The sequence below is a fragment of the Streptomyces sp. NBC_01669 genome (assembly GCF_026339735.1).
GTDB lineage: Bacteria > Actinomycetota > Actinomycetes > Streptomycetales > Streptomycetaceae > Streptomyces > Streptomyces yanii.
This window is the reverse complement of record NZ_JAPEQG010000001.1, coordinates 3004880-3022944: the sequence shown is the minus strand read 5'-3', so window position 1 is coordinate 3022944 and position 18065 is coordinate 3004880. Positions and strand designations below refer to the sequence as shown.

Annotated in this window: 14 protein-coding genes; all 14 read left to right on the top strand. The window is 71.2% G+C overall.

What is annotated here, in order from left to right; translation table 11 throughout:
- The first annotated feature begins 83 nt into the window (after positions 1-83).
- The 14 genes from OG972_RS13170 (at position 84) to OG972_RS13105 (ending at position 17972) form a co-directional block, all read left to right on the top strand.
- Positions 84-2165 (top strand): bifunctional diguanylate cyclase/phosphodiesterase, encoded by a 2082-nt coding sequence (locus OG972_RS13170; protein ID WP_266990459.1) that lies wholly within the window; start codon positions 84-86, stop codon positions 2163-2165.
- Positions 2166-2401: 236 nt separating this feature from the next.
- Positions 2402-2698 (top strand): Asp-tRNA(Asn)/Glu-tRNA(Gln) amidotransferase subunit GatC, encoded by a 297-nt coding sequence (gene gatC / locus OG972_RS13165; RefSeq protein WP_015036350.1) that lies wholly within the window; start codon positions 2402-2404, stop codon positions 2696-2698.
- Between the two features lie 5 nt (positions 2699-2703).
- A complete protein-coding gene (gatA, locus tag OG972_RS13160; RefSeq protein ID WP_266981238.1) occupies positions 2704-4206 on the top strand; it encodes an Asp-tRNA(Asn)/Glu-tRNA(Gln) amidotransferase subunit GatA in 1503 nt (500 codons plus the stop codon).
- The gene (locus OG972_RS13155; protein WP_266981236.1) at positions 4203-4442 is read left to right on the top strand and encodes a hypothetical protein; all 240 of its coding nucleotides are present in this window, start codon (positions 4203-4205) and stop codon (positions 4440-4442) included. Before gatA ends, OG972_RS13155 begins: the two co-directional genes overlap by 4 nt.
- 16 nt (positions 4443-4458) lie before the next feature.
- Complete coding sequence (gene gatB / locus OG972_RS13150) at positions 4459-5967, top strand: Asp-tRNA(Asn)/Glu-tRNA(Gln) amidotransferase subunit GatB (RefSeq protein ID WP_266981234.1); 1509 nt, start codon at positions 4459-4461, stop codon at positions 5965-5967.
- A gap of 95 nt (positions 5968-6062) precedes the next feature.
- Positions 6063-7322 (top strand): SLC13 family permease, encoded by a 1260-nt coding sequence (locus tag OG972_RS13145; RefSeq protein ID WP_266990457.1) that lies wholly within the window; start codon positions 6063-6065, stop codon positions 7320-7322.
- A gap of 141 nt (positions 7323-7463) precedes the next feature.
- A complete protein-coding gene (locus OG972_RS13140) occupies positions 7464-9575 on the top strand; it encodes a phosphocholine-specific phospholipase C (protein ID WP_266981232.1) in 2112 nt (703 codons plus the stop codon).
- A gap of 208 nt (positions 9576-9783) precedes the next feature.
- Positions 9784-10149: a hypothetical protein gene (locus tag OG972_RS13135; RefSeq protein ID WP_266981230.1), complete on the top strand. Its 366-nt coding sequence runs from the start codon at positions 9784-9786 to the stop codon at positions 10147-10149.
- Positions 10150-10311: 162 nt separating this feature from the next.
- Complete coding sequence (locus tag OG972_RS13130; protein ID WP_266981229.1) at positions 10312-10596, top strand: hypothetical protein; 285 nt, start codon at positions 10312-10314, stop codon at positions 10594-10596.
- A gap of 150 nt (positions 10597-10746) precedes the next feature.
- Complete coding sequence (locus tag OG972_RS13125; protein WP_266981227.1) at positions 10747-12966, top strand: MMPL family transporter; 2220 nt, start codon at positions 10747-10749, stop codon at positions 12964-12966.
- A gap of 21 nt (positions 12967-12987) precedes the next feature.
- On the top strand, positions 12988-13542 hold the full coding sequence (locus OG972_RS13120; RefSeq protein WP_266981225.1) for a GNAT family N-acetyltransferase: 555 nt from the start codon (positions 12988-12990) through the stop codon (positions 13540-13542).
- A gap of 99 nt (positions 13543-13641) precedes the next feature.
- Positions 13642-14298 carry a hypothetical protein gene (locus tag OG972_RS13115; protein WP_266981224.1) on the top strand — a complete coding sequence of 219 codons (657 nt, stop codon included), beginning with the start codon at positions 13642-13644 and terminating at the stop codon, positions 14296-14298.
- 307 nt (positions 14299-14605) lie between these two features.
- Positions 14606-14779, top strand: a complete 174-nt coding sequence (locus OG972_RS13110) for a hypothetical protein (protein ID WP_266981222.1) — start codon at positions 14606-14608, stop codon at positions 14777-14779.
- A gap of 58 nt (positions 14780-14837) precedes the next feature.
- Positions 14838-17972, top strand: coding sequence for a helix-turn-helix transcriptional regulator (locus OG972_RS13105; protein WP_266990455.1), 3135 nt, complete (start codon positions 14838-14840; stop codon positions 17970-17972).
- Positions 17973-18065: the final 93 nt, after the last annotated feature.

Sequence of the window (18065 nt, the reverse complement as noted above, 5' to 3'; positions counted from 1 at the left end):
GAATGAAACCGACCGAGAGCGCCGCACCGGTGTCGCGGCTGCAAGGTTTCGTCGGCCTCACCCCCAAAGTGGGTGCCGTCGTCATGGCGATCGCCACTGTTCAGCTCGTGACCGGCTCCTACCGGACTGTGAGCGACGGGCACGCGCTCTTCCCGGACGGCGCGGCCGGCTGGTCACTCGCCGTCCTCACCGGAATCATCGTCGGCCATCTGGTGGCCCTCGGGCGCGACCGCTGGTGGGGCGGGACCGGATCCGGCGCCGCCCTCACGCTGGCCGTCCTGCTGCTCTACGGCTGGGTGGCCGCCGGGCTCGTCAGCATGGTCGTCGTCGTCCTCGTCGGCGTGGCACGAAGACACCGCTGGTCGCAGGGGCTGCTGCACGGGGCGGTGGACATTCTGGGGATAGGGGCGGCGGCGCTGGTCCTCGCTGCGTTCGGTGAGGTGCAGACCGTCGAGTCGCCCTGGCAGCCACTCGACTGGGGTATCGACGCAGCCCCGGAAGTCCTCCTCGCCGCCGCCACCTACCTCCTCGTCACCCGGGTCCTCCTGTGGTATGCGCGGGCACACCAGGGCGGCGGACTGCCGACCGTCGCACGCACGGCCCTGCTGCGGCAGGGGCTCGTCGCGGTCGCCCTGCTCGGCATCGCCCCGCTGATCTGTGTCGTCGCGATGGCCGCCCCCGTCCTGCTGCCGCTCTTCGCGGTTCCGCTGATCGCCCTGGACTCCACCCTCTGGATCGCCCGGGCCAGAGCCGAGGAGCAGCTGCGGGACCCGCTGACCGGACTGCCCAACCGGCAGTGGATGCTGGAACGCACCTGGACGGCCCTGGAGGACGCCGAGACCATCGGTGCCAGATCCGCCCTCGTCCTGATCGACCTCGACCGGTTCCGGGCCGTCAACGACACCCTCGGTCATCTGGCGGGGGACCGGCTGCTGCTGCAGATAGCGGAACGGCTCCGGCTGGCCCTGCCGCGCGGAGCGGAGGCCGCGCGGCTCGGCGGCGACGAGTTCGCCGTACTGCTCCCGACCGCGGACTCCACCACCAGCGCCCAGCGCGTCGCCCGCCATCTCGTCGCCGAGCTCTCCTCACCGCTGGACCTCGACGGACTCACCCTGGTGCTGGAGGCCAGTGCCGGTGTCGCCGTCTACCCCGAGCACGCACTGGACGCCGAAGGGCTGCTCAGGCGCGCCGACGTGGCGATGTACCAGGCCAAGCGGGACCGCACGGGCGTCGAGGTGTACGAGTCGAAGCGGGACAGCAACACCCCGGACAGGCTCGGTCTCCTCGGTGATCTGCGGCGCGCCCTGGACGCCGGTGAGGTGGAGCTCCACTACCAGCCGAAGGTGCGCTTCGACGGGCAGGTGGCCGGACTCGAGGCGCTGGTGCGCTGGGTGCATCCGGAGCGCGGGCGGGTCCCTCCGGACGAGTTCATCGCCATCGCCGAGTCGTCGGGCCTGATGCCGCACCTCACCGAGTACGTGCTGGAGACGGCGCTGGCGCAGGTCGCCCGGTGGCGGGCCCAGGGGCTGCTCGTCCCCGTCGCGGTCAACGTCTCCCCGCGCGACGTCCACACCCCCGGCTTCGCGGGCGGCGTGGCGGCCCAGCTCGCCCGGCACGGCGTTCCTCCCGGCTCCCTGCAGCTGGAAATCACGGAACACGTGCTGCTCGAGGACCCGCAGCGCGCCGCGGACACGCTGGCCGGGCTGACCGGGCACGGCGTGAAGATGTCGCTCGACGACTTCGGTACGGGTTACTCCTCGCTGGTCCACCTGCGCCGACTGCCGGTCAGCGAGCTGAAGATCGACCGGTCGTTCGTGGCCCGGCTGGCTGTCGACCAGGAGGACGCGGAGATCGTCCGCTGCACGATCGACCTGGCCCACTCGCTGGGCCTGCTGGTCGTCGCCGAGGGGGTCGAGGACGACGAGACGTGGGAGCGGCTGCGGGACCTGCGCTGCGACGCGGTGCAGGGGTGGCTGGTGGCTGCCGCGATGCCGCCCCAGGAGACGACGGCCTGGCTGAGGGCGCGCGGCGAGCACGGGTGGCGTCGGCCGGCCGAGCTGGAAGCCGCGGCTGCGGCCGCAGCCGCGGCTGCGGCGACGGGGGTGGCCGAGCTTGAGCCGCGGTCCCCCGGGCGAGGGGTCCCCTCGCGTCCGGCGACGACGTGAGCGGGTGGGCCGGCCGGTAGGAGGGAAGAGCCCGGAACGCGCGGGTGGCGTCCTGCCCTCGTTCTCCCCCACGGCATCGAGGACGCCTCACACGCACGGGGGACCTTCTCGACGGGCCCGACCGGCCCCGATACGCGCAGAACAGAGCCGGGTGTTCCCCGGGTGGCGGCCCCTCCCATGGCGGACCCCATAGGATTGGGGCCAAAACCACAACACTCACCCCTGAGGATCGCTGCATGCCTGGCATCACGCGCGAGGAGGTCGCCCACCTCGCCCGGCTGGCGCGTCTGGAGCTGAAGGGCGAAGAGCTCGATCACTTCGCCGGTCAGCTCGACGACATCATCGGCGCGGTCGCCCGCGTCTCCGAGGTCGCCGACCAAGACGTACCGCCGACCTCCCACCCGCTGCCGCTGACCAATGTCATGCGCGCGGACGAGGTCCGTCCGTCGCTCACCCCCGAGCAGGCGCTTTCCGGCGCCCCGGCCCAGGAGCAGCAGCGTTTCAAGGTGCCGCAGATCCTGGGGGAGGACTAAAAGTCATGACGGACAACAGCTCCATCATCAAGCTCACCGCTGCCGAGATCGCCGCGAAGATCGCCTCCGGTGAGCTCACGGCAGTCGAGGTCACCGAGGCGCACCTGGCCCGGATCGACGCGGTCGACGAGAAGGTCCACGCCTTCCTGCACATCGACCGTGAGGGCGCGCTCGCGCAGGCCCGCGCCGTCGACGCGAAGAAGGCGGCGGGCGAGAAGCTCGGCCCGCTGGCCGGCGTCCCGCTCGCGCTCAAGGACATCTTCACCACGAAGGACATGCCGACCACCGTCGGCTCGAAGATCCTCGAGGGCTGGGTCCCGCCGTACGACGCGACCCTGACCAAGAAGCTGAAGGCGGCCGACGTCGTCATCCTCGGCAAGACCAACATGGACGAGTTCGCCATGGGGTCCTCCACCGAGAACAGCGCCTTCGGCCCGACCGGCAACCCGTGGGACCTCACCCGCATCCCGGGCGGCTCCGGCGGTGGCTCCTCGGCCGCTCTCGCGTCGTACGAGGCCCCCCTCGCCATCGGTACGGACACCGGCGGTTCCATCCGCCAGCCCGCCGCCGTCACCGGGACCGTCGGCGTCAAGCCCACCTACGGCGGCGTCTCCCGCTACGGCATGGTCGCCTTCTCGTCCTCTCTCGACCAGGGCGGCCCCTGCGCCCGCACGGTCCTGGACGCGGCCCTCCTGCACGAGGTGATCGCCGGACACGACCCGCTGGACTCGACGTCCATCGACGCCCCGGTCCCGCCCGTCGTCGAGGCCGCCCGCAACGGCAGCGTCGACGGCATGCGCATCGGTGTCGTCAAGCAGTTCTCCGGCGAGGGCTACCAGGCCGGTGTCGTCCAGCGCTTCAACGAGTCGGTCGAGCTGCTGAAGTCGCTCGGCGCCACGATCGTCGAGCTGGACTGCCCGTCCTTCGACCTGGGTCTGTCGGCGTACTACCTGATCGCGCCGTCCGAGTGCTCGTCCAACCTGGCCCGCTTCGATGCCATGCGCTACGGCCTGCGGATCGGCGACGACGGCACGAAGTCCGCCGAGGAGGTCACCGCGCTCACCCGCGAGGCCGGCTTCGGCGACGAGGTCAAGCGCCGCATCATCCTCGGGACGTACGCACTGAGCTCCGGCTACTACGACGCGTACTACGGCTCGGCGCAGAAGGTTCGCACGCTCATCACGCGGGACTTCGAGAAGGCCTTCGAGCAGGTGGATGTCATCGTCTCCCCGACGACCCCGACCACCGCCTTCCCGATCGGCGAGCGTGCCGACGACCCGATGGCGATGTACCTGGCCGACCTGTGCACCATCCCGACCAACCTGGCCGGCAACTCCGCCATGTCGTTGCCCTGCGGTCTGGCACCGGAGGACGGCCTGCCGGTCGGTCTGCAGATCATCGCCCCCGCCATGAAGGACGACCGGCTGTACAAGGTCGGGGCCGCAGTCGAGGCCGCCTTCGTGGAAAAGTGGGGGCACCCGCTGCTGGAGGAGGCTCCGTCACTGTGAGCGCACTGACCAAGGCCAAGGGCTTCAAGAAGTCCAAGACCGGTACGTACCTGTCCATCGGCACCACCGCCTTCGGCGCGATCGGCGTGCTCAAGCAGGCCAAGAAGGCACGCTTCGAGCACGACACGCTCCGGCTGGTCGACGCCGTCGTCTCCGCTGCCGCCATCGCCACCGGCATCGCTCTGCTCTACCGAGAGCTGAAGCGCCTGGGCGACGACGACGTACTGCTGGGTTGAGAGGGAAAGTTTCACCGTGACTGTCACTGACCTGGTGCCGTACGAGGACGCCCTCGCGACGTACGACCCCGTCATGGGCCTTGAGGTCCATGTCGAGCTCGGCACCAAGACCAAGATGTTCTGCGGCTGCTCGACCGAGCTGGGCGCGGAGCCGAACGCGCAGACCTGCCCGACCTGCCTCGGCATGCCCGGTTCGCTCCCGGTCGTCAACGCGATCGGCGTCGAGTCCGCCATCAAGATCGGCCTCGCGCTCAACTGCGAGATCGCCGAGTGGTGCCGCTTCGCCCGGAAGAACTACTTCTATCCGGACATGCCGAAGAACTTCCAGACCTCGCAGTACGACGAGCCGATCGCCTACAACGGCTATCTGGACGTCCAGCTGGAGGACGGGGAGATCTTCCGGGTGCAGATCGAGCGCGCCCACATGGAGGAGGACACCGGCAAGTCGCTGCACGTCGGCGGCGCCACCGGCCGTATCCAGGGCGCGTCCCACTCGCTGCTCGACTACAACCGCGCGGGCATCCCGCTCATCGAGATCGTCACCAAGCCGATCGAGGGAGCGGGCGCGCGTGCCCCCGAGGTCGCGAAGGCGTACGTAGCCGAGCTGCGCGAGCTCATCAAGGCGCTGGGCGTCTCCGAGGCCCGCATGGAGCAGGGCCAGATGCGCTGCGACGTGAACCTGTCGCTGCGTCCGAACGGCACCGAGACGTTCGGTACGCGCTCCGAGACGAAGAACGTGAACTCGCTGCGTTCCGTCGAGCGTGCCGCCCGCTACGAGATCCAGCGCCACGCCGCGGTGCTGAACTCCGGCGCCGCGGTGGTGCAGGAGACCCGGCACTTCCACGAGGAGGACGGCTCCACCACGGCCGGCCGAATCAAGGACAACGCCGAGGACTACCGCTACTTCCCGGAGCCGGACCTGGTGCCCGTCGCCCCGGCCCGCGACTGGGTCGAGGAGCTGCGCAAGGGGCTTCCCGAGCTGCCGCGCGTGCGCCGCAACCGGCTGCGCGAGGAGTGGGGCGTCTCCGAGTTCGACATGCAGTCGATCCTCAACGCGGGCGCGGTCGACCTGATCGTCGCCACGACCGCGGCGGGCGCCCCGTCGGACCAGGCCCGCAAGTGGTGGATGGGCGAGCTGGCCCGGCAGTCCAACGAGACAGGCACCGCCCTGGAGGAGCTGGCGATCACCCCGGCGCAGGTCGCCCGGGTGACCGAGCTCGTCGCCTCGGGTGACCTCAACGACAAGCTGGCGCGCCAGGTCATCGAGGGTGTCCTCGCGGGCGAGGGCGACCCGGACACCGTCGTCGAGAAGCGCGGCCTGAAGGTCGTCTCGGACGAGGGTGCGCTGGGCACGGCCGTCGACGAGGCCATTGCCGCCAACGCGGCCATCGCGGACAAGATCCGCGGCGGCAAGGTCGCGGCGGCGGGCGCGCTCGTCGGCGCGGTCATGAAGGCCACCCGCGGCCAGGCGGACGCGGCCCGCGTCCGCGAGCTGATCCTGGAGAAGCTCGGCGTCGAAGGCTGAGCCCTTCCTGCCGCTGCACGCAGATGAAGGGGCGGTGCACCCGTTGACCGGGTGCACCGCCCCTTCCTGTTCCTCCCGCGCCTGGAGAAAGTCCGCTGAACACCGTCACCGCCGAAATCGTCTCCGTCGCGCTGCTCCTCGCGGTGCTGGCGTTCGCCGTCGTACGCCCCGGAGGGCTGCCCGAGGCGACCGTTGCCGTACCCGCGGCCCTGCTGGTCGTCGTCATTGGCGCCGTGCCGTTCGCCGAGGCCCGGGCTCAGATCGGCGGCCTGCTGCCGGTGGTCGGCTTCCTCGCCGCGATTCTCGTGTTGGCCCAGCTCTGTGCCGACGAAGGACTGTTCGTGGCCGCCGGCCATCTGGTCGCCCGGCTCTGCCGAGGCCGGACCGGGCCGCTGCTCGGCGGGGTCTTCGTCGTCGCCGCGCTGATCACGGCCGTGCTCAGCCTGGACGCGACCGTGGTCCTGCTGACACCCGTCGTCCTCGCCACGGCCGCCCGCGTCGGCGCCCGTCCCCGCCCTTACGTCTACGCCTGCGCCCATCTCGCCAACTCGGCGTCCCTGCTGCTTCCCGTCTCCAACCTCACCAATCTTCTGGCGTTCACCGCGAGCGGCCTCTCCTTCACCCGCTTCGCCGCGCTGATGACCCTGCCGTGGCTGGCGGCGATCGCCGTCGAGTACGTCGTCTTCCGCCGCGTCTTCGCCGCCGACCTGGCAGCGGGCGCGCACCCGCCGGAGCCGGACGAGGGCGGGCCCGGTGTCCCGGTGTTCACCCTCGTCGTCCTCGCCGCGACGCTGGCGGGCTTCGTCGTCACCTCGTTCGCGGGAGCGGAACCGCTGTGGGCGGCGCTGGCCGGGGCGACTGTTCTCGCGGTCCGTGCGCTGGGACAGCGGAAGACCACGGTCAAGGGGCTGGTGCACGCCGCTCACCCGCTGTTCTGTCTGTTCGTGCTCGCCCTGGGCGTCGTCGTCAAGGCGGTCGTCGACCACGGCCTCGGCACCGGGATCGGCGCACTCCTGCCCGACGGTTCGTCACTGCCGGCGCTGCTGGCGGTGGCCACGGTGGCGGCGGTGCTCGCCAACCTGATCAACAACCTGCCCGCGATCCTGGCCCTGCTCCCGGTTGTCGCGGCGGCCGGACCGGGACCGCTGCTCGCCGCCCTGATCGGGGTCAACCTCGGCCCGAACCTCACCTACGTCGGCTCGCTCGCGACCCTGCTCTGGCGTCGCATCCTGCACACCCACGGCGCCGCGCCCGAACTCGGCCACTTCACCCGGCTCGGGCTGCTGACCGTACCGGGGACCCTGGCCGCGTCGACGCTCGCTCTGTGGGGAGCGCTGCACACGATCGGGGTGTGACCGGCATTCCCACCGGGTAAACGGGTTGGACTTTCCCGGGCGACCTCTTGGACGTTCACCGCCGGGCCGTGCGGCGGCCTTTCCGCAGCCACCTGACTTCATTAGCTTCCCGGCTGTACGACCGGACTCGGGAGGCTCAACTTGACCACGGACATTTCACGGCGACGGCTCTTCGCGCTGGGTGGCGGCGCGCTCGGCGTCGCGGCGGCCGGTTCGCTGCTGCCGCCGTCGCTGCAGGCCGCGATGGCCGCACAGCCTTCGCCTGCGGCGGGGTCCGGCGGCGGGCTCGGGGACATCAGGCACGTGGTGATCCTGATGCAGGAGAATCGTTCCTTCGACCACTACTTCGGGACCCTGCGCGGCGTACGCGGGTTCGGCGACCGCAATGCGATCGAGCTGCCCTCCGGAAAGCCGGTCTTCGAGCAGCCGGGCGCGGCCGGCACCTCCGTGCTGCCCTTCCCGGTCCGGGACGCCGCCGCGACGCAGAAGAAGGACCTCCAGTACATCGGCGCCCTAGACCACTCCTGGAGTGGCGGCGGCAAGGCATGGGCCGGCGGCTGGATGAATGGCTGGGTGACCGCGAAGACGGCCGCCACCATGGCGTACTACGACCGCCGCGACATCCCGCTGCACTACGAACTGGCCGACACCTTCACCGTCTGCGACGCCTACCACTCGTCCATCCACACCTCCACCAGCCCCAACCGCAACCACCTGTGGAGCGGGAAGACGGGCTTCGAGGCGAACGGCAAGCGGGCGGTCGGCAACGACGCGTACAGCGAGGGAACCCATCCGGGGTACGGCTGGTCCACGTACGCGGAGCGGCTGGAGAAGGCCGGGCACAGCTGGAAGACGTACACCGAGTGGGAGAACTTCACCGACAACCAGATCGAGTTCTTCGCCACCTTCAAGGCGATCGCCCGCAAGGCGCTGGCGAAGACCGGTGGCCACACCTACATGGAGTCCTTCTACGCGGCCGTCCGCGACACGGACGACGCGGCGGAGCGGGCCAGGCTGCTCGGTCTGCTGGAGGACGGTGTCGCCACGCTGACGGACACGGAACGCAGCCTGTTCGAGCGGGCGCTGCGCCGGGTCGAGACCGGCACGCTGGCCGACGCGTTCGCCGCGGACGTGGCGGCGGGCACACTGCCCGAGGTCTCCTACCTGGTGCCGTCGGCGGTCGACTCGGAGCACCCGAGCGTCTCCTCCCCGATCCACAGCGCGACGATCGTCTACAAGGTCCTGGACGCGCTGGGCAAGCACCCCGATGTGTGGCGGCACACCGCCGTCATCATCAACTACGACGAGAACGACGGCTTCTTCGACCACGTCCCGCCGCCCGTGGCACCGCCCGAGGTGACCGAGGAACAGTGGGACTCCAAGCCCACCGGCCTCGGCGTGCGGGTGCCGCTGCTCGTCGTGTCGCCGTGGACCGTGGGCGGCTACGTCTGCTCCGAGGTCTTCGACCACACCTCGGTGATCCGCTTCCTGGAGCGGTGGACGGGTGTGGAGGAGCCGAACATCAGTGACTGGCGGCGCACCGTCACCGGCGATCTGACCTCTGCGTTCGACTTCACGCGCGGGCTGCGCAGGCCCGAGGTCGAGCAGCCCGGCGCCATTCCGGCGTTCAGCGGACGCTGGCAGCCGAAGCCGCCGGCCGTCCAGCAGATGCCCGTACAGGAGCCCGGCGTCCGGCCCGCCCGCCCGCTGCCGTACCAGCCGGACGCCCAGTCGACCGTGGCGAACGGGGCAGTGCGGGTGGCCCTCAGCAACACGGGCCGTTCGTCGGCACACTTCGCGCTGTACCCGTACGCGGGCGAGTTTTCCGTACCGCAGCACCAGGACGTACGGGGCACGGCGCAATGGGCGGTCCCCCTGACCGGAGACGCGTACCGGTTCACGGTGACCGGGCCGAACGGCTTCCGGCGCGAGTTCGCAGGACCCGCCACCGGCGGACCCGAGGTCGCCACCTGGATCGACGCCCACGAGCGAGATCTGCACGTCACCCTCCGCAACACGGGGCAGCGGACGCTCACCTTCACCGTCCGCCCGCTGGGGTACGTCGACGAGGCGGACCTGCGCGACTGGACCCGGACCATCAAGGTCAAGCCCGGCCGGAGCCGTACGGTCGTCCACTCGGCCGCCGACGCGCACGGCTGGTACGACCTGTCCGTCACCGTCGACGGGGACGACGTGTTCCGCCGCCGGCTGATGGGGCACATCGAGAACGGCCGGGCGAGCGTCTCGGGCTGACCGCCGGACACCACCGCGGACACGCGGAACCGCGCCCCGCGCGACGGACGCATTCACGATCACGACTGAACCGATCGAGAACTGGTCCGGCGTCACGACGGGGTCCACACCGGACGAGGCGGACCCCGTCGTCCTGGAGTGCGCCCGCCTGCTCGCCGCCGAACCGGGCGGCGAGCAGACCGTCCCGCTGACCTTCGCCCTGGTGGGCATGGCGCCGTACATCGTCGGGCGGCGGGGCGCCACGGTCGGGCGGGCCGCCGTCGACGCGCTCGGCGCCGCGGCGCAGGCCCTGGAGACGCGGCCGTGCGAGCACGAGACGCATCCGTACCTCACGGACCTGGAGGAGTGGGACACCGACGCGGACGGGCTGCTCGGCGCACCGGACGTCCAGGTGCCCCTCGACACCTGGAAGGAGGCGGAGGCCTGCCCCCGCAACGCCGCCGGATGGGCCAGGATCGCCGCCGACGTGATCCGGCCGGGCAGCACCGCGGAGATCCCGCAGATCGTCCCGGAGAGCCACCAGCAAGCCATCGGCAGCCTGGACGGTGTGCTCAACGACTTACCCGTACGGTGATCCGTTCTGGGACCTGGAGCCCCACGCCGCCCCGCCGCGCGTCCTCACCCGCGCGAGCTGCCGTACGGCGTCGCGCGGGAGATCCTCGGGATCCTCCGTGACGCTGCCGCCGCACTTCCCGCCCACGCAGCAGGCGTCGAGTGCCCGCACCCCGGCGGCCATGTGCCCGGCAGTGAGCGCAGCGCCGACCGCGCCGCTCACCTGGCCCACCTCTACGCCCCCGGCATCTGCCCCGCACCCGAGAACGACGGGGGCCTCGGCAGCGAGCCGCGCACCTGTCCCGTCCATCTCGCGGAGGCCGTGGCGAAGGGCATTGCCGAGATCGAGGAGCAGTACGAGGACGAACTGCAGGCGGAGGAGGAAGCGGGGGAGGAGCCGCAGGAGGAGTTTGTGGTGGGGCGAGACGCCGGAGGGCGACGCGCGGTCGGTGTCCGGCGGTGCGTGTAGGGGAAATATCAGTCCCTGTGAGCATCGCCACGAAACGGGCAAAGGATCACTGGCGGCTGCCAGAGTGACGATTCTCAGGTCATGTGTTCTTTGCGGGCCGTTCATCAGATCTCCCGAAAAAGATCCACGAACCACCAGGGAGCACGTCCGTTGGCTGCCATCGCCCGCTGGTGCATCAGGCACCGTCTCCTCGCCGTCCTCATCTGGCTGCTCGCCCTCGGCGGCGCGGCCACCGCGGCAGGGTTCGCGGGGTCCGCCTACTCCAACAACTACGAGGTGCCCGGCACCGAGTCCGGGCGGGCGACCGAACTGCTCAAGAGCGGATTCACGGACCTCGGCGGTGACACCGACACCGTCGTCTGGCACACCGCCGACTCCACCGTCCGGGCCGCCGACGTCCGGCAGACGATGACCCGGACCCTCCACGCGATCGAGCAACTGCCCGGCGTCGGCGGCGTCACCGGGCCCTACGGGGGCTCCGGCGCGGGGCAGATCAGCGCGGACGGACACACCGCCTACGCCACGATCACCTTCGACCAGCAGGCCGACGACATCCCGGTGCAGCAGGCCCAGGCCGTCATCGACACCGCGAAGGCGGCCGCCGGCGACGGACTCCAGGTGGAGCTGGGCGGCTCCGCCGTCGCCCTCACCGAGGCACCGTCCGCCCATCTCAGCGAGGCCATCGGAGTGGTCGTCGCCGCGGTCGTCCTCTTCCTCGCCTTCGGCTCGCTCGCCGCCAGCCTGCTGCCCATCGCCACCGCCCTCGTCTCGGTCGGAACGGCGTACGCGGGCATCGTGCTGCTCGGGCACCTGATGACCGTCGCCGACTTCGCTCCCATGCTCGGCATGCTGATAGGCCTTGGCGTCGGCATCGACTACGCGCTGTTCATCGTGACCCGGCACCGCGGAGGACTGCGGCGCGGCATGTCGGTGGCCGAGGCGGCGCAGAACGCCGTCGCGACGACCGGGCGCGCCGTCGTCTTCGCCGGAGCCACCGTCTGCATCGCACTGCTCGGCATGCTCATCCTGCGGCTCGGGTTCCTCAACGGCGTCGCGATCGCCGCCTCGCTCACCGTGGTGCTGACCGTGGCCGCCTCGGTGACCCTGCTGCCCGCGCTGCTCTCCTTCATCGGGATGCGGGCGCTGAACCGGCGCGAGCGCAAGCAACTCGCCGAGCACGGACCGCAGCCCGAGCTGCCCACCGGTTTCGCCGCGCGCTGGTCGGCGTTTGTCGAACGCCACCCCAAACTGCTCGGCGCGGTTGCCGCCGTGGTGATGCTCGTCCTCGCACTGCCCACGTTCGCGCTCCACCTCGGCAGCTCCGACCAGGGCAACAACGCCGCATCGTCCACCACCCGGCAGGCGTACGACCTGCTGGCCGATGGATTCGGGCCCGGCGTCAACGGCCCGCTGACCATCGCCGCGCAGCTCGACGGGGCCGACGACCGGCTCGCGATGGACGGTCTGCCCGCCACCCTCCGGGCCACCGACGGTGTCGCTTCGGTCAGCCCTGTCACGTACAACAACAGCGGCGACGCGGCGTTCGTCACCGTCGTCCCGGCCTCGTCGCCGCAGTCACGGGAGACCAGCGCACTCGTCGACCGGCTGCGCACGGACGTCCTGCCGCACACCGAGGAGAACACCTCACTGCACGCGTACGTGGGTGGTGCGACGGCCGGCTACGACGACTTCGCCCGGATCATCATCGGCAAACTCCCGCTCTTCGTCGGCGCCGTCATCGGGCTCGGCTGCCTGCTCCTGCTGCTGGCGTTCCGGTCGATCGGCATCCCGCTGAAGGCAGCCGCGATGAACGTGGCCGCCGTCGCCTCCTCCTTCGGCGTCGTCGTCGCGATCTTCCAGTGGGGGTGGGGGAGCGAACTGCTGGGGCTGGGCAGCGCCGGGCCCATCGAACCCTTCCTCCCGGTCATCATGGTCTCCGTGCTCTTCGGCCTCTCCATGGACTACCAGGTGTTCCTCGTCGGCCGGATGTACGAGGAGTGGCTGGAGACCGGCGACAACCGGCGGGCGGTCCGGGTCGGCCTCGCCGAGACCGGCCGGGTGATCAACTCCGCCGCGGTGATCATGATCTCCGTCTTCCTCGCCTTCGTCCTCAGCGGAGACCGAGTCATCGCGATGTTCGGCATCGCACTCGCCGCCGCGGTCGCCCTGGACGCCTTCGTCCTGCGCACCCTGCTGGTTCCCGCCCTGATGCACATGCTGGGCGGCGCCAACTGGTGGCTGCCGCGCCGGCTGGACCGATGGCTTCCGCGTATCAGCATCGAGCCGCCCGACTGTCGGGCCCCGCATGCGAAAATTCTTTCGGCGCGCAGCAGCGAGGACGACGAACCGGCCGCGCAGCGCGTCCACTGACAAGGCAGTTGGAGGAGCACGATGTTCGCGGTATCCCTGGGTGACGACGGTGCGGAACTGCGCCCGCTGGAAGTCTGGCAGGCGGAGGAGTTCCTCGCGCACATCGACCGGGCCCGCGAGCTCGTCGACCCGTGGATCCCATTCGCGGCCTTCGCCACCGATCTCGGATCGGCACGCGCCCTGCTGCAGCGGTACGCCGACAAGCAGGCGGCCGACACGGGCCGGCTGTACGGCATCTGGCTGGACGGCACGCTCGTCGGCGGCGTCCTCTTCCGGATCTTCGACACCGAGTCGGGGAACTGTGAGGTCGGCTGCTGGCTGGAGTCCGCGGGAGAGGGGCGCGGTCTGGTGACCCGGGCGGCGCGGAAGCTGATCGACTGGGCGGTCGAGGAGCGCGGGATGCACCGCGTGGAGTGGGTCGCGTCCTCCGCCAACACCCGCAGTGTCGCGGTCGCGAAGCGGCTCGGCATGACGCGCGACGGGGTGCTCCGCGAGAGCTACCCGTACCGGGGGACGCGGCACGACTCGGAGATCTGGTCCGTGCTGGCACCCGAGTGGCGCGCTCAGCGGGGCTGAGACGGGACTGCTGCCCGGTGCGGGTCCGCTCCGGGCCGGGCGCCCATGTTGCGAGCTTCTCTCAGAGGGTTCTCATCCGGGCCGCCTAGCGTGCGGCGCATGAACCCCACGACGTCCAAGACCACCGAAGCCCCTACCACCGAGGCGCCCGAAGCCACGGACGCGACATCCGCGACCCTTGCGAAGGGCGCGTCGGACGCCTCCGATGTGTCCGACGAGGCGGGGGGCGAAGCCGAGGGCAGGCGGGCGCCGGGCGACGGCGACGGTCCCGGGCACGACAGCAGCACCGATACCGACTCCGATCCGGACCTCGACTTCGATCCGAAGGACGACGACGTCGACGGGGCGCCGTCGGGGCTCGGCGCGGCCGCCGCGGCCGTCGTCGCCGCCGGCCTCGGCGTCGTCGGCCTCACCGGGGCATGGTCGGGCCGGGTCGCCGCCGAGCGGGAGACCCTGCTGGGCCAGATGAAGACCGCCTCCGGTGGCTCCGTGGCCCAACAGATCTCCGAGATCTACGGCGACGCCTGGCACTCCACCGCCCTCGTCAACGGCCTCTTCGCGCTCCTCGCCCTGCTGGTCGGCGTCTTCGCCCTGGTCCGCCCGGCGTTCGGCGCACCCACCAAGGACCCGCAGCCCGGCTGGGTCCGCGCCGTGGCGACCGCCGGAATCGCACTCGGTGTCCTCGGCGTACTGATCTCCGTCGGCATGTACTTCGACCTCATCGTCGCCCTGCCGACCGCGAGCGCTGCCGGCTGAGACAGGCGGTCGGGCCGCAGCTGGGGCGGGTGATCGGGTCGCCGCGAGGGATGGCCGATCGGCCAGTACGTACCAACCGGCGCTCCTCTAAGGCATCCACTCCGGGGGCCTTGGTCCGGATGCGGCACCTGCCGCCTGCGACTAAGGCCCCCCGCCCCGCAGAGATGCGGAAGTCGCCCGATGTGGCGACACCCCCTGGAAGACGAAAGTAGAGGCACGGCAGAGGACGAGCCCGGCAGAACCGGGCCCGTCGCACCAACTGCCCCTCCACCGGGCCCACCGGGCCGTCGACATCCAGGAGAACCACATGTACGCGTACGACCTCCACAAGATCAGGGAAGCCGAACTCCTGCACCGGGCCGAGCGCGAGCGCGTCCTCCGGCAGGTCCGCCGGGACCGCCGCGCCGCTCGCCGGTCCCGACGCAAGGAGGACGAGGGGGCGGTGAGTTCGCTACGGAACCGGTTCGTCCACGCCGCGTAACGGGCGTGCGATGAGCACCGATTTCCCTCTCGCCGTCATGGTGTCGCAGCCATGTGCGATGCTCGGCGACGTGGAGACCAGGTCTGTCAGTCCCGTGTTCGTCGGTCGCGCAGGCGAACTCACCTTGCTCACCGATGCGCTCGTCCGCGCCACCGCCGGACACCCCGACAGCGCCGGGGCGCCCGGCGGAGAACCGCAGGCGCTGCTCATCGGTGGCGAGGCCGGCGTCGGCAAGACGCGGCTGGTCGAGGAATTCCTGATCGAGGCCGGCCGCCGCGACGCAGCCGTCGCCGTCGGCGGCTGCGTGGAGATCGGCGCCGACGGGCTGCCGTACGCCCCGTTTTCCACGGCCCTGCGCGCCCTGCGCCGCACCCTGCCCGACGAGATGGCCGCAGCCTGCGCCGGGCAGGAAGGCGAACTGGCCCGGCTCCTCCCCGAACTCGGCGAGGCCGACCGGGACGCCACCGACGAGCACGGCACCGCACGGCTCTTCGAGCTCACCGCCCGGCTGCTGGAACGCATCTCCGCGGACCGGCCCGTCGTTCTCGTCCTGGAGGACCTGCACTGGGCCGACGCCTCCACCCGCCACCTCCTCGCCTATCTCTTCCGCACGCTGCGCAGCGGCCGCCTCGTCGTCATCGGCACCTACCGGGCCGACGACATCCACCGCCGCCACCCCCTGCGCCCCCTCCTTGCCGAACTGGACCGCCTCCGCACCGTCCGCCGGATCGAACTCGCCCGGTTCAACCGCGCCGAGGTCCGTCGTCAGCTCACCGGCATCCTCGCGGCCACCCCCGAGCCCGCCCTCGTGGACGAGATCTTCGAACGCTCCGACGGCAACGCCTTCTTCGTCGAAGAGCTCGCCTGCAGCCTGGAGTGCGGCGACAGCGCCGGACTCTCCGACTCGCTCCGCGACCTTCTCCTCGTCCGCGTCGAAGCGCTCTCCGAGGATGCCCAGAAGATCGCCCGGGTCATCGCCGAGGGCGGCTCCACTGTTGAGTACGAACTGCTGGCCGCGGTCTGCGGACTGACCGAGGACGAACTCATCGAGGCGCTGCGCGGAGCCGTCGGCGCCAACCTGCTTCTCACCACCGGGGAGGGCAACGGCTACCGCTTCCGGCACTCACTGGTCCGCGAAGCCGTCAGCGACGACCTGCTGCCCGGCGAACGCTCGCGCCTCAACCGCCGCTACGCCGAGGCCCTTGAGGCCGACCCCACGCTCGTCCGCGCGGGCGAACGCGCGACGCGCCTGGCCAGCTACTGGTACGGCGCCCACGATCCGGCCAAGGCACTCCCCGCCGTTCTGAAGGCCTCCGTCGAGGCCCGCCGCCGCTACGCCTTCACCGAGCAACTCCGGCTGCTGGAACGCGCGATGGAACTGTGGGACGACATCCCCGACGCGATACGCCGCACCCTGCGCCCCATCGACTACGCAGAGGTCTACCCGGCCTGTGGCTGCGACCCCGAGACCACCCCGCTCCGCTATCTCGATCTGATGGCCGAAGCCACGGTTGCCGCCCGCTTCGGCGGCGAACGCGAACGCGCCCTCGCCATCTCCAAGAAGGCCATACGGGTCCTGGACGACGACCCCGACCCGCTCCGGGCCGCCTGGTTCTGGGTGCAGCGCTCCCGGCTGATGCAGGACCTCACCCGGGGCGACGGCTGGCAGGAACTGGCCATCGCCCAGGACCTGGTCCGTGGCCTGCCCCCGTCCGCCGTCCATGCCGACGTCCTCATGAGTGTGGCCGGATGGGGTGCCCTGCACCGCCCCGGCGCGGAGACGCTCGCCGCAGTCGACCGGGCCGTGGAGTACGCGCAGCTCGTCGGCGACGAATACATCGAGCTTCACGCCCGGCTCACCCGCGGCTGGCTCACTGCCGATGCGGGCGGTATCGACGAGGGCATCGCCGAAATGTACGCCGTCCGCGACCGGGCCGATGAACTCCACCTCGTGGGCATCATGGGCCGCGCCAGCATCAATCTCCCCTCGACGCTCGAAGCCATGGGCCGCTCCCTGGAAGCGGTCGCCGCCGCGGACCACGGCATCGAGGTCTGCCACAGTCACGGTGTCGCCGACATGGAGGCGTGGGTCCGCACCAACCAGGCGACGTCGTACTTCTCCCTCGGCCACTGGGACGAGAGCCGGGCGACCACGGATGCGGCGGCCCGCATCGCACAGTCCCGCAAGGCGCAGGGCCTCGTGGCCTCGCGCCGTACCGAGCTGGCCCTCGCCCGTGGCGACTTCGCCGAGGCCGAGGTCCAGCTCGCGCTCACTCAGCGGCACTTCGGTTCACGCGACCCGCAGCCCCAGCTCCTCATCGACCCAGTTCGCCATGCCATGACTCTGGCCGTGCAGCAGGGGCGCCTCCTGGAGGCGCGGGCCGCCTTCGAGGCGCAGGCGGAGCAGGGCTTCCCGCCCGGCACCCAGCGGTACGCGCTGCCGCTCCTCCATACCGCCGCCGCGGCGGAGGCGGACGCCCGCGGGCTGCCCGCCACGGAGCCCGGCCGGCCTGCGGTTCTCGCCCTCATCCGCAAGCACCTGGGTCAGTTGCCCATGTTCGTCCCGGTCTGGGCCGCGTACGGCCTGCTGATCAACGCCGAGCTGGCCCGGGCGGAGGGCGCCGACACCCCTGACCACTGGTCCCGCGCGGCCGCCGCCTTCGCCCCCCTCTCCCGCCCGTACGAACAGGCCCAGGTCCACCACCGCTGGGCGGAGGCCATCCTCGTCGCCTCCGGTGACCGTGCCACGGCGGCCGGTCTCCTGCGCGACGCACACAACATCGCCGAGCGGCTCGGTGCGCGCCCGCTGACCGAGACCATCGAGCTGCTGGCCGGCCGCGCGCGCATCACGCTCGCCCCCTCCCCCGACGAGATTCCGGTCGCGGTCACCGTCCCGGCCGAGGCGGGCTCCACGGGCAGGGCCGCGGAGCGGGAGCACTCCGAGGACCAGCTCCAGGACGCGGCCGTCGCGGCAGTGGAGTCGTTCGGGCTGACGAGGCGCGAGCAGGACGTGCACCGGCTTGTCGCTGCGGGGCATACGAACCGGCGGATTGCCGAGGAGCTGTACATCTCGCCCAAGACCGCGAGCGTGCATGTCTCGAACATCCTTGCCAAGCTCGGCGTCTCCAGCCGCGGCGAGGCTGCGGCTCTGGCGCACCGCCTCCGCCTGTACCGGGGCAACGGGGTGTCCTAGAGCCTGTCGGGTGACCTCTGACCGGGCGGCCACGCCCTGGCACGCACGCTTCCTGCGTTGCCAGGATGTCCTCGTAGCTCCTTTCCCCAAGCT

Coding starts and splice junctions, on each gene's coding strand:
- OG972_RS13110 (WP_266981222.1), top strand. CDS start 14,606: ATGTACGCGTACGACCTCCACAAGATCAGGGAAGCCGAACTCCTGCAC.
- gatA (WP_266981238.1), top strand. CDS start 2,704: ATGACGGACAACAGCTCCATCATCAAGCTCACCGCTGCCGAGATCGCC.
- OG972_RS13115 (WP_266981224.1), top strand. CDS start 13,642: ATGAACCCCACGACGTCCAAGACCACCGAAGCCCCTACCACCGAGGCG.
- OG972_RS13135 (WP_266981230.1), top strand. CDS start 9,784: ATGGCGCCGTACATCGTCGGGCGGCGGGGCGCCACGGTCGGGCGGGCC.
- OG972_RS13105 (WP_266990455.1), top strand. CDS start 14,838: ATGCTCGGCGACGTGGAGACCAGGTCTGTCAGTCCCGTGTTCGTCGGT.
- OG972_RS13120 (WP_266981225.1), top strand. CDS start 12,988: ATGTTCGCGGTATCCCTGGGTGACGACGGTGCGGAACTGCGCCCGCTG.
- gatC (WP_015036350.1), top strand. CDS start 2,402: ATGCCTGGCATCACGCGCGAGGAGGTCGCCCACCTCGCCCGGCTGGCG.
- OG972_RS13170 (WP_266990459.1), top strand. CDS start 84: ATGGCGATCGCCACTGTTCAGCTCGTGACCGGCTCCTACCGGACTGTG.